The sequence below is a fragment of the Flavobacterium sp. J372 genome, assembly GCF_024699965.1.
GTDB lineage: Bacteria > Bacteroidota > Bacteroidia > Flavobacteriales > Flavobacteriaceae > Flavobacterium.
In genome coordinates, this window is the sequence record NZ_JAJOMZ010000004.1 from 2,423,744 (window position 1) to 2,437,440 (window position 13,697).

The window sequence follows — 13,697 nt, forward strand, 5'->3', positions numbered from 1 at the left end:
GTTTTAAGATGAGTACAAAAGAGAAGGTTTTAGAAGAAGTGCTGCTTGATGAGCAAACATCTTTTAATAATGAGATAGTATTGTACAACGATGAGGTAAATACTTTTGACCATGTGATTGAAACATTAATGCGCGTATGCCGGCATACTGCTGAGCAGGCCGAGCAGTGTTCGCTCATAGTACATTACAACGGTAAATGCACCGTAAAGACCGGTGAGATAAGCGAGCTGAAGCCGCAATGCACCCAATTGCTTGAAGCAGGGCTTAGTGCGGAGATAGTTTAATCACGTAAATTTTATAAAATGCAAGGCTTCATGACGAAGCCTTTTTTATTGATTTTGTATAAGAATCAGTTATAAACTGCAAAAAGGATAAAAACACATTTTACAATATCTTAATTGTCTGTTAAGATATATGCAATTTGTATATTAGCCTTCAAAAAATATTTTGCGCAGTTATTTACTCTCCCTGCTTTTCTTGTCATTAATCCTGAATGCACAGGAGCTACCACCTATTGTAAAATACAGTACTGATGCCTATGGCGCAGGCAACCAGAACTGGATGATAAGCCAGGACAGCCGCAAGTTTATGTATTTTGCGAATAACGAGGGGTTGCTGGAGTTTAACGGTACAGCATGGACGCTTTACCCCTCGCCTAACGAAACCATCATACGCTCGGTGAATGTAATTGGCGACAGGATATACACAGGCTGCTACATGGAATTTGGTTACTGGCAGCGAAGCGCAAACGGAAGCCTGAAGTATCATTCTTTAAGCCATAAAATAAAAAATAAGATTCTTGATGATGAGCAATTCTGGAATATTGCAGGCCATGACCAGTGGATAATCTTCCAGTCGCTGAACCAGATCTTTATATACGATACAAAAAGCGGTAAATTCAATATAATAAAGCCCGAAACAGGTGTTAATAAAGTATTTACAGTAAATAATACTGTTTTTTACCAAACCTTTGGCACCGGCCTTTTTGAAATTGAAAACGGCAGAAGCAAACCAATTAGTAAAGACCCGGTGTTGCTGGCCAACAAAATTGTAAACATTTTTCACAAAGACGATGCATACCTTTTGCAAACGCAGTTTAACGGGCTTTTTACTTTAAGGGATGGTGCAATAAACAAATGGCAGACAGCTGCCGATGCCGAACTCTCATCGAGCAGTATTTACAGCAGCCGTATGCTTAGTGACGGCAGCCTAGCGCTGGGCACAGTAAGCAATGGTATATTCATCGTTTCTCCGGAAGGCAGCACCCGCTACCATATTACGCAAAACAGGGGGCTTAGCAATAACACAGCGCTTTCGGTTTTTGAAGATGCCGACAAAAATTTATGGATAGGCCTTGATAACGGCATCAACTGCATCAACCTTAAAAGCGGACTGCGGAGCTTTGTAGATGATACCGGTTTCTTAGGCACCGTTTACGCCTCAATATTACATCAAGGCAATTTATATATCGGCACCAACCAGGGCCTTTTTTATAAGCCTTATGGCAGCAGCGCCGACCTGAAGTTTATACCCGGCACAAAAGGCCAGGTATGGTCATTATATGCTTACAACGGCATATTGCTATGCGGGCATGACTCCGGCACTTATATAATATCTAATGGTAGTGCAAGCCATATCTTTACAGCATCAGGCACATGGAAATTTGAGCCGCACCCAACAAACCCGCAGCTACTGTTACAGGGTAATTATCACGGCATTTCAGTATTAGAGAGAACTGCTGCCGGATGGAAATTCCGTAACTGGATAAAAGGCTTTGATTACTCAAGCCGCTACTTTGAAACTGCCGACAATGATATTTATATAAGCCATGAGTATAAAGGTGTTTTCAGGATTACGGCCGATGCTGGTTTTACACAAGCTATTGCTTTTGAAGCATATAAACACCCTGCAAAAGGAAAAAATTCCAGTCTGGCAAAATTCAACAACACCATTTATTATGCTTCAAAAGACGGCTTTTTCAGATTAAATAGCAAGTCAAAGCAGTTTACAAAAGACAATGCCCTTACAAAGATATTACAACAAGACACCTACACTTCGGGTAAGCTCACCGCAGATAAATCAAACAGGTTGTGGTTTTTTACTAAGAATTATATCAATTATTTTTCGTCAGGTAAACTCAACACGGCATTAAAACACAATGTAATACCCATACCTTCATCACTTACCAACTCGATGCTGGGGTTTGAAAACATAACACAGCTAAGCCCAAGCAATTACCTTGTAGGTACAACCGATGGTTATTATACTATAAATACATCTAATCTCTTATTTAACAACTATGATATAAGCATTACAGGTGTTGCGGCAAACAAAATGAACAAACCGGCTCAAAAAGCAATGATGCAGGGCGATTCAGAATTTCCGTATGCCGAAAATAACCTGACTTTTTATTTTACCGTTCCTGAATATGATAAATATGTAAATGCACAATTTCAATATCTTCTTGAAGGTATGCAGGACGAGTGGAGTGAATGGAACGCACGGGCATTTGTGAATTTTAAAAACTTACCTTCGGGCTCTTATATATTTAAAGTCAGGGCTAAAACCGGAAGCAATGTATCCAAACCTGCAACATACACATTTACAGTACTGAAACCCTGGTATCGAACTAATGTCGCCATAGCTATTTACTTGGTCATTGCGGTTATTGCAGCATACTTTATTAACCGTGCTTATAAAAATTACTACAACAGGCAGCGTGAAAAATTGATCGAAGAAAATAACCGCTTACTTGAAATAAAAGAGCTGGAAAATGAACAGCAGCTCATGAAAATTAAGAATGAGCAGCTTCAGCAGGAATTTGAAAATAAAAATCGTGAGCTGGCTGTATCAACCATGAACCTTATCAAGAAAAATGAACTGCTTTCTGCCATAAAAGACGACCTTAAAAAGAATTCAGAAAATTCTGGTGAAAGAAATGTTAAATCAGTCATCGCTACTATTAATAAAAATATTAATGAAGATGATACCTGGGATATGTTTAAGGAAGCCTTTAATAATGCAGATAAAGATTTCCTGAAAAAGATGAAAGCAGCCCACCCACTGCTGACTCCAAACGATCTTCGCCTTTGCGCATATCTTCGCCTCAATCTTTCATCAAAAGAAATAGCCCCGTTGCTTAATATTTCGGTTCGCAGTGTTGAGATAAAGCGATATCGTTTGCGCAAAAAAATGGATTTACCTCACGAATTAGGCCTTGTTGAGTATATACTGTCTGTTTAATCAGCCACAACATCGGGATAAATTACCTATACAACACCTCAACAATCCGCTATTTACAAGGTTTTCGTAAAGCCTATCTAGTACTTCAATAACCCGTCGCATTCTACTCTTTAAGTAGTATTTACTAACGTTTTCTTAAATTAACTGATGTATATTTCAAATGTATATTTTTTGTACAGGTTAATTTTAAATTATCAAATTATTAGTACGCTACTTTTAGATATTCACAAAAACCAATTTATATGAAGCCAAAATTATTTTTGATTGCATTTATCCTCTTCAGCTCGTTTTGCTTTGCGCAAAATATTGAGGTGAAGGGTACGGTAAATGAGGCGGCAACCGGTATGCCTATACCCGGGGTAACTGTCGCAGTAAAAAATTCTCAATTAGGCACCGTTACAGATATTGACGGAAACTTTGCAATAAGTGTCCCTTCGGGTTCTGTTCTTGTTTTTTCATCAATAGGCTTTCAACCATTTGAGCAAGCCGTAAATGAAAGCCGTACATTAACTGTAACTTTAAGCGAAGACACACGCACTCTTGACGAAGTTGTTGTTATTGGTTACGGTACACAGCGCCGCCGCGAGGTAACTGGTGCAGTAAGTGTTGTTAATGCTGAAGTAATTGAAAATCTTCGCCCAATAAAAATTGAGCAGGCATTGCAGGGCACAGTGCCGGGCGTAAATGTTACAACACAATCTGGTGCGCCAGGTGCAGGATTGAATGTAAGAATCCGTGGTATTGCTACTAACGGTAACGCTGAACCGCTTGTATTAATTGATGGTATTATTAGCGGCATGTCTTTCAGCGACCTGAACTTTAATGATATAGAAAGTATAACAGTGCTTAAAGATGCCCAGGCCGCTATATATGGTACAGCAGGTGCTAATGGCGTTATACTTGTTACTACCAAAAAAGGCAGAAAGAACATGAAACCGGTATTCTCTTATAACAATTACTTCGGATTTCAGGAAACTTCAAGAAAACTCCCTTTGCTGAATGCTACTGAGTATGCCCTGCTTCTAAACGAGCGCTATGCTAACGGCGGACAGGCAGTGCCTTTCCCTGATGTATCAAATCTTGGCGAAGGCACTGACTGGCAAGATCAGGTTTTCAGGAAAGGTGCTCCTATAATTCAACATGACTTTAGTGTTCAGGGTGGAAGTGATAAGACCACATATATGATTAGCGGGCAGCACTTTGAACAGGACGGTATAGTTGGTAATGCAGATAAGTCTCATTTCGAGCGAAATAACATCAGAGCAGCCATGAATGTTGATGTTACCGAAAAATTCAAGCTTAACTCTAATGTTATTTATACATGGTTAAACAGGAATTCGTTTAATGAAAACACCCTTGGTTCAGTACTGTTTAATGCTATCAATACTCCATCAATATATTCACCATACACATCAACGGGTGATTTTACACAACTGCCTATATCGTCATCTCCTGGCAACCCGGGCGGTACGTTGGGTAATGAAATAATCAATCCATTGGCACAAATTGCCAATACGTTTCAGGAGTACAAACTGCGTAGGTTCTTTGGCAACATTGGCCTTGACTGGGATATTGTAGACAACCTTACCTTTACTTCAAGGTTTGGTTATAACACCCAGGATGCTGATGAAAGGATTTTCAACAAACAAATATCTTACGGCGGAAAAGTCTTTGATAATGTAAGGAGTACAGTAAACCAGAATGCATTTAACAATAACGACTTTACTTTTGATGCTTATTTCAACTACAAAAAGTCTTTTGCTGAAACACATAATTTTGCTGTAACTCTTGGTACAACTATATTCAAGACATGGGGCACCGGATTATATGCTACAGGATTTGACGTGCCTAATAACTCATGGGATTTTGCCTATGTAGAGCTTACTACAGGCACTGCACCTAATAAAAATGTGGGTTCTTATATATATGACGACAGGAGGACATCATACTTTGCAAGGCTTCAATACGACTTTAAGGGGCGCTATCTCCTTTCCGGCATGATACGCCGCGATAACTCAAACAGGTTTGGTTCAAATTACCGTTCAGCATGGTTCCCGTCAGTTACCGGCGGATGGATTATTACGGACGAATCATTCTTCCCTGAAAATAAAGTGCTTACGTTTGCTAAACTTCGTGCAAGCTACGGTTTGATGGGTAATGACCTTATCGGTTCTTATCTGTATCAATCAAGGCTAAGCGGCGAAGGAACATATGTTTTTGACGGCCAACTGGTAAATGGTGTAGCACCTGGCATATTGCCAACATATGATGTACGCTGGGAAGCAGCAAGAAAATTTGATGCCGGCCTTGATTTGAGAATGTTTAATGATAAACTGGAAATAACCGCAGACTACTTTTATGATAAAAGGGCTGACTTGCTGATTCCAGGAATTCCGGTAACAGCTTTAACCGGCATTGCTGGCCCTGGTGCAGGCTATCCTACACTTAATGCCGGAGATGTTGTAAATAAAGGGTTTGATCTGGGACTAAATTATAAGGGTAAGGCGGGTGACTTTGGTTACACGGTAAATTACAATGTGTCTTTCATTAATAATGAGGTTACTTATATTAAAGATAATAACATACTACAGGGGGGTGCATTCGGCGTAGGGCAGCCAGCTATTACACGTATGGAAGTAGGCCAGCCACTGGGCTATTTCTACGGATACCAAATGGATGGTATATTCCAGACACCAGAAGAAGTTGCTGCACATCCGTCTCAATTTGCTGTTGGCGGTGTTGAAGCACAACCGGGTGATATACGTTATAAAGACACTAATGGAGACGGTGTTATCAACGCGAATGACAAGACAAACATTGGTGACCCTATTCCTGACGCTACGATGGGTATCAATATTGCGCTGAACTATAAAGGCTTTGATTTTGTAGCCTATGGGTTTGCTTCAATAGGAAATGACATGGTACGCAATTATGAAAGGACATCGACTGACGTACAGCGCATGAACTATACACTAGACCGTTGGACAGGCCCGGGCACAAGTAATAGTGTTCCGCGTGTAACAACAGGTGCAACCGGTAACAATGTTTTCTCAAGCTATTTTGTTGAAGACGCTTCGTACTTCAGGATTCAGAATGTGCAGCTTGGCTATACAATTAATCCTGAATTTACAAAAAAGGCGTGGCTTGATAAAGTAAGGATTTATGTAGGTGCAAATAACCTGTACACTTTTACAAAATATATGGGTTATGATCCCGGCGCTTCAAGTGGCGATCCTCTTTCATCAGGTATTGATTACGGATTTTACCCTGTACCAAGAACATATCTTGTTGGCTTAAACTTAAATTTCTAAGAAAATGAAAAGAAAAATTATTACAGCCATTATGGCTTTAAGTATACTTACCACTGTAAGCATTTCATGTACAGACGAGTACCTTCCTACAACTCCTGATGGGTTTATAGGTTCAGAAAATTTTTTCAATAGTGAAGAAGATTATTATAAAGCGCTTGTAGGGGCATACGATATACTGCAATCAACGTATGCAAACGTTATTTTAGGCGAAATTGCTTCAGATAATACATATGCGGGCGGAGAAAGCGCTACAGACGTTATAGGATGGCAGCAGGTTGATAACATGACCCATACCCCTATTAACAGCAATCTTCGTGATATATGGAACTGGATGTTTGCCGGTGTGTACAGAACCAGCTACATAATGGAATTTAAAGACAAAACAGATTTTGACGGAAAAGACCAGATTATTGCTGAGACAAGATTTTTAAGGGCTTATTACCATTTTGAACTTGTAAAATGGTTTGGCGGTATTCCTTTAAAAGGTGATGCACGTTTTAAATTAGGTGATGAAAGAACTATACCACGTTCAAGCAAGGTAGAGGTATATCAGGCTATTGAGCAGGATTTGCTGCTTGCTATTGAAGACCTTAACCCTACCCCGCCGCAGGTTGGGCGTGTAAGCAAAGCTGCTGCACAGGCGTTACTGGGTAAACTTTACCTTTACTGGGGCGCAACAGATGCTGCCAAATACGAATTAGCTGCAAATATGCTTCAAACCGTTATAAACACAAGCGGTAAAACGCTGACACAAGGCGCGGCATATGCCTCAATGTTTGAAGAGTCTGGTGAAAATGGTGTTGAATCTTTATTCGAAGTACAATATACAGATGTTGAAGGAGCAGGATTCGGCTGCCTTCAGTGTTCTGAAGGTAACGTGGCTGTAGGATTTAGCGGCCCGCGTAATTATGCAGGCCCGCAGTTTACTTCCGGCTTTAGCTTTAACGTACCTACACCGGCCGCAAGGATGCTTTTTGCAAGTGATGCACCAGCCCGCCGTAACCTTACTTTACTTGATTTTGAAACTTTCGGCCCTGCAAATGGCGCAACATACAGCCCGGGCTATAATGACACCGGTATTTTTAACCGTAAATATGTGCCTCGTACAAGAAGTGGTAATGCAGCAGGCGACCTTAACCTTACAAACCCTAACAACTATCGCGCTATACGTTATGCAGATGTATTGCTTATGGCAGCCGAAGCATTAAACAGGACGGGCTCTGATGCTGCAGCACGCAGCTATTTAAACCAGGTGCGTGAAAGAGCATGGGGTAATGCAAGCCAAAATGAATTGCTGGCTACAGGCACAGATTTATTAGACATCATCCTTGAAGAGCGAAGGAAAGAACTGTTTGGTGAAGGCCACAGATTCTTTGACCTTGTACGCACAAACAGGGCGCAGGGTACTATTCCCGGTTTTGTGGCAGGCAAACATGATGTATTCCCGATACCGAATGAAGAAATACAATTCTCGGCCGGAAACTGGGGGCAAAATCCTTTATATAATTAATAAAATTGAATTATGAAGAATATAAAATTTTTAATTGCTTTTGTTCTGGCAGCCACCTTCTTTGGCTGTTCAGATGATGATAACAGCCTGAGCGATCTTGAGAATGCATCAGCGCCTTCAAATATTACAGCGCTGTTTACAATAACGCAGGATAACACTGGGCTTGTAAGGATTCTGCCTGGTGGTGAAAGCGTTACAAAGTTTGATGTGTATTTTGGTGACGGTACCGCAGAACCTGCAATGGTTTTACCGGGTAATGCTGTAACCCATACATATGCTGAAGGGGTTTATAATGTAAAAATCATCGGTACAAACGTAAATGGCAAGACGGCTGAATATAACCATGAGCTTACAGTATCTTTTGTACAGCCTGAAAATGTTCAGGTTGCAGTTACAGGCGTTACAGGTAATTCACTTGGCATTAATGTTTCTGCAACAGCAGACTATGAAGCTTATTTTACAGTTTTGTATGGTGATGACCCTGCAGCTGTGCCTGTAGAGTTTAATGAAGGGCAAACGGTAACACATAATTATGCCGCTCCCGGTACATACACTATTACCGTAACAGCATATAGCGGTGGCGCAGCATCAACAACTGTGACCGAAACCGTAACCGTGACAAACCCGCTGTTACTGCCAATTGATTTTGAAAGCACAACGCTAAACTACGCTTTCTTCGACTTTGGGGGCTCAGTAGCAAGTGTAGTTGATAATCCTGCTGTTGGTGGTATTAACACAAGCACTAAGGTTGGACGTGTAATAAAAACAGCCGGTGCAGAAACATGGGCAGGTTCAGGACTTACACTAGATGCACCGATAGATTTCGCCACACTTAAATACTTCAGGGTAAAAGTATGGGCCCCGGCAGCAGGAATACCTGTATTGCTTAAAGTTGAAAACCTCACTGACGGTAACATAAATCATGAAGTTACACAAACTACTACAACCGCCGGCTGGCAATACCTTACTTATAACTTTACAGGCGTTAACACCGGCAATAGCTACCACAAAATCATCCTGTTTTTCAACTTTGGTAACTGGGGCGGCGGCGAATCATATTACTTTGACGACATTACGCTTTTTGCTGGTGATGCAGGCGTAGGCTTTCCGCTTACTTTTGAGAACAACTCCCTAAACTATATTTTCAATAATTTTGGTGGTGCGGTTGGCAGTAAAGTAGCCAACCCACATCAGGGGACAGGCAACCCTAGTGCAACTGTAGGGCAATTGGTGAAAAATAATGGTGCAGAAATGTGGGCTGGTATTGCAATGCCTATGGCAGGACCAATAGATTTTTCTGCCCAACAGAAAGTGAAGATGAAAATCTGGTCTCCGGCAGCTGGTAAAACAATACTGCTAAAATTCGAAAATATTGGAAATTCTGCAATTAATATTGAACGCCAGACAACTACAACGGTAGCTAATGCATGGGAAGAGATAACATTTGACTTTGCCGGTATTGTAAATTCAAACAATTATGGTATGGTTGTATTGTTCTGTGATTTTGGCGCTACAGGTAATGGTGCAACTTATTATTTTGACGACATTCAATTAACAAATTAAACGCTATGAAAAACAGTTTAAAAAATTTAGCAAAATTCCTGTTGCTGCTTGTATTGGTGAGCAGCTGCCAGGATGATGACAAAACCTTCGGCAGCCTTGCCGCGCCATCAAATATGACGCTTACTGCCGAAATTGTAGGTGAAGATAGCGCAAATCCTTATGGTGATGGTTCGGGGCAGGTAAACCTGGTTGCAAAAGCCGACAATGCTATCAGCTACAAATTTACCTTTAGTGATATGTCAAGCATTGCCTCACCTACCGGTACTGCACAAAAACAGTTTACAACAAATGGTGTAAACACATATACGATTACTGCTATTGCTTACGGCCGTGGCGGGGTTTCAACAACCAAAACTATCGAAGTGACTGTGCTGAGCAACTTCTCTGATGATGAAGCCGTACAGATGCTGACCGGCGGTGGTTCAAAAGTATGGTATTGGGCTGCTGCCCTGCCGGGTCACCTTGGCGTTGGCCCGAATAATTCAGACGCAACCCAAAATTATCTTCCGGTATGGTATGCTGCAGCACCATTTGAAAAAGCAGGCTCACCAGATAGTAACTGCCTGTATGAAAATGTTTTAACGTTTACAAAAGACGGCAATACACTAAAATATACTCTTGATAATGGTGGCAGGACATTCTTTAACGCAGCATATAACAGTGTTGGCGGTAGCTCTTCATCATCAGACCAGTGTTCGCCATTTAATGTGTCTGGCCAAAAAATAGTGCAGCTTGCACCTTCAAACTCTGTGGTGGCGCCTGAGCGTACTCGTGGTACATCAATGATATTCTCTGATGGTGGATTTATGGGATATTATATCGGCCAAAACACTTATGAAATACTTGAGCTTACTAACACCAAGATGGTTGTAAGGGCTGTAATGGGTAATGATCCGGGACTTGCCTGGTACCACATCTTCACAACTACCCCTCCAAACGGCGGTGGTAATGACCCAGACTTTACCAACCTTGTATGGGAAGATAATTTTGATACAGACGGTGCTCCGGACGCTTCTAAATGGGTTTATGACCTTGGCAACGGTACAAACGGCTGGGGCAATAACGAGGTACAAACTTATACTAACTCCGCAAGCAATGTAGTGGTTCAGGGAGGTATGCTAAAAATCACAGCTAAAAAAGAAGCTAATGGTACGTATACTTCTGCCCGTATTAAAACTGAAGGTAAAAAGCAATTTACTTATGGCAAAATAGAGTTTAAGGCAAAACTGCCTTCTGGTGGCGGTACATGGCCTGCACTTTGGGCGCTGGGAGCAAATTATCAAACAAATCCGTGGCCTGCATGTGGTGAAATTGATGTAATGGAACACGTAGGCAACCAGCAGAATGTAATTCACGGTTCTCTGCATTACCCTGGTAATTCAGGAGGCAATGCCAATACAGGTTCAACAACTGTACCGGGTGTAAGCGATGGTTTCCACGTTTATACAGTTATCTGGCACCAAAACAGCATTAAGTTTTATGTTGACGGCACACAGTACCATTCATACAACAACAACCCGGCATCACCATTCAATGCGGATTTCTTCCTTATCATGAATGTGGCTATGGGCGGAAACTTTGGCGGAGCCATTGACCCTGCATTCACACAATCAACTATGGAAGTTGATTATGTAAGGGTTTACCAATAAAACGTAATAATTAATTTCAGTTAGGCAAGGGCCGGCTTCTGCCGGCCTGCTTTTTAATTTGCCATTTGTATAAAATAATGAAATTTAAATTAATAACATATATTGCCGCTATATCTGGCATGATTCTGCTTGGCTGTTCGGGTACAAAATCCCGGAGCACTTCAGGCACTGCAGCAATATCACTTTATGAGCGTAAAGCCGATTCTGTACTCAAACTCATGACCCTTGAGGAAAAAGTGGGCCAGATGAACCAGTACAATGGTTTTTGGGAAGTTACAGGGCCTGCACCAAAAGATGGTGACGCTGCAAAAAAATATGAGCACCTGCGTAAAGGCTGGGTAGGCTCTATGCTGAATGTGAAAGGTGTAAAAGACGTTCGGGCGCTGCAAAAAATAGCTGTTGAACAAACAAGGCTCGGCATACCGATAATCTTTGGGTATGACGTTATACACGGCTATAAAACGGTAAGCCCCATCCCTCTGGCAGAAGCCGCAAGCTGGGATATGGATGCCATAAAAAAATCGGCAGAGATTGCAGCCGCTGAAGCTGCAGCATCAGGACTTAACTGGACGTTTGCACCTATGGTTGATGTGTCTCGCGATGCACGCTGGGGCCGCGTAATGGAAGGCGCCGGTGAAGACCCATATCTCAACAGCGTAATTGCCGTAGCCCGCGTTAAAGGCTTTCAGGGTGAGAAATATGATGAATTTCACCTGGCTGCCTGTGCCAAGCATTTTGCAGGTTATTCGTTTGCAGAAGCAGGGCGTGATTATAACACGGTTGATATTAGTGACAATACGCTTCACAACATCATCCTCCCTCCTTTCAAGGCAGCAGCTGAGGCGGGTGTTGCTACATTCATGAATTCATTCAACGAACTGGAAGGCATCCCTGCAACCGGAAACCATTACCTACAGCGCGACATACTTAAAAACAGGTGGAATTACCAGGGTTTTGTAGTGTCTGACTGGGGATCGCTTGGTGAGATGGTAGCGCACGGTTATGCTAAAGACTTAAAACATGCGTCTGAGCTTGCGGCAAACGCAGGCAGTGATATGGATATGGAATCAAGCGGTTATGTAGAGCATCTTTGCGCCCTTGTACGTGAAGGTAAAGTAGCCGAATCAAAAATTGATGAAGCAGTTCGCCGTATACTCAAACTAAAATTTGAGCTTGGCCTGTTTGATGACCCCTACAAGTATTGCAATGAAGAGCGCGAAAAGCAAACCATTGGCAAAAAAGAGTTTTTGGATGGTGTGCTTGATGTGGCAAAAAAATCAATTGTACTGTTGAAAAACGACAAGCAATTGCTTCCGTTGAAAAAGCAGGGACAAAAGATTGCACTTATCGGGGCGCTTGCAAATGACAAAACCAGTCCGCTTGGCAACTGGCGTATTGGCGCCGATGATAACACAGCTGTAAGTGTTCTTGAGGGAATGCAGCAATACAAAGGCAATACGCTCACTTATGCAAAAGGCGCTGACGTTGCCACAGGCAAAACAGTTATGGGGTTTAAAACGCATGTAAATGTAACTGATAAAAGCGGATTTGCCGAAGCTATCAACGCTGCAAAACAGGCAGATGTTGTGGTAATGGTATTAGGTGAACACGGCCTGCATACCGGCGAAGGCCGCAGCAGGAGTGAGCTTACCATACCCGGTGTACAGCAGGAGTTATTAGAAGCTGTACATAAGGTTAACCCAAATATTGTATTAGTGCTTACCAACGGAAGGCCATTGGCAATATCATGGGCAGCAGAGAATGTACCGTCAATTGTTGAAGCGTGGCATTTGGGTACGCAAAGCGGACACGCAATTGCACAGGTTTTGTATGGTGACTATAACCCAAGTGGCAAGCTGCCTATGACTTTCCCGAGAAATGTAGGACAGGTGCCTATTTACTATAACCATAAAAACACAGGTCGCCCTGGTGACGGGCAACCAACTGAAAGCGTGTTTTGGTCGCAATATAATGATGTGGACAATAGCCCCCTCTACCCTTTTGGACATGGCTTAAGCTATACCACTTTTGAGTACAGCAACCTTAAACTAAGCGGTAACTCATTTGCTGAAGGAGGTAATATTATTGTTTCGGTTGATGTAAAAAACACCGGCAAACTTGATGGCAAAGAGGTGGTGCAGTTTTATATACGCGACCTGGTGGCATCGGTAACACGGCCTGTTAAAGAACTGAAAGGATTTGAAATGGTTTCTCTAAAACCGGGAGAAACTAAGACAGTATCATTCAGCATCAACAAGAAAACAATAGAGTTCTATTCGGCTAATAAAATATGGGAAGCCGAGCCGGGAGAGTTCAAAGTGTTTGCAGGCGGAAGCTCTGCCACAAAACTTGAAGGCAATTTTAAATATACAGTGCAACAACCGCAAAGGCCATGAGAAAAATAACAACAATACTTTTGCT

7 protein-coding genes are annotated in these 13,697 nt (G+C 41.9%); all 7 read left to right on the forward strand.

Annotated features, from left to right (window positions below; genetic code table 11):
• Nucleotides 1-8 precede the first annotated feature (8 nt).
• The 7 genes from LRS05_RS12030 (at nucleotide 9) to bglX (ending at nucleotide 13,672) form a co-directional block, all read left to right on the forward strand.
• Complete coding sequence (locus tag LRS05_RS12030; protein ID WP_257868548.1) at nucleotides 9-284, forward strand: ATP-dependent Clp protease adaptor ClpS; 276 nt, start codon at nucleotides 9-11, stop codon at nucleotides 282-284.
• Nucleotides 285-447: 163 nt separating this feature from the next.
• Nucleotides 448-3,243: a triple tyrosine motif-containing protein gene (locus tag LRS05_RS12035; protein WP_257868549.1), complete on the forward strand. Its 2,796-nt coding sequence runs from the start codon at nucleotides 448-450 to the stop codon at nucleotides 3,241-3,243.
• A 242-nt stretch (nucleotides 3,244-3,485) separates the two neighbouring features.
• Nucleotides 3,486-6,554, forward strand: a complete 3,069-nt coding sequence (locus tag LRS05_RS12040; RefSeq protein WP_257868550.1) for a TonB-dependent receptor — start codon at nucleotides 3,486-3,488, stop codon at nucleotides 6,552-6,554.
• A gap of 4 nt (nucleotides 6,555-6,558) precedes the next feature.
• Nucleotides 6,559-8,064 (forward strand): RagB/SusD family nutrient uptake outer membrane protein, encoded by a 1,506-nt coding sequence (locus LRS05_RS12045; RefSeq protein ID WP_257868551.1) that lies wholly within the window; start codon nucleotides 6,559-6,561, stop codon nucleotides 8,062-8,064.
• 12 nt (nucleotides 8,065-8,076) lie between these two features.
• The gene (locus tag LRS05_RS12050; protein ID WP_257868552.1) at nucleotides 8,077-9,627 is read left to right on the forward strand and encodes a PKD domain-containing protein; all 1,551 of its coding nucleotides are present in this window, start codon (nucleotides 8,077-8,079) and stop codon (nucleotides 9,625-9,627) included.
• A 5-nt stretch (nucleotides 9,628-9,632) separates the two neighbouring features.
• The gene (locus tag LRS05_RS12055) at nucleotides 9,633-11,276 is read left to right on the forward strand and encodes a glycoside hydrolase family 16 protein (RefSeq protein WP_257868553.1); all 1,644 of its coding nucleotides are present in this window, start codon (nucleotides 9,633-9,635) and stop codon (nucleotides 11,274-11,276) included.
• A gap of 77 nt (nucleotides 11,277-11,353) precedes the next feature.
• On the forward strand, nucleotides 11,354-13,672 hold the full coding sequence (bglX, locus tag LRS05_RS12060) for a beta-glucosidase BglX (RefSeq protein ID WP_257868554.1): 2,319 nt from the start codon (nucleotides 11,354-11,356) through the stop codon (nucleotides 13,670-13,672).
• Nucleotides 13,673-13,697 lie beyond the last annotated feature (25 nt).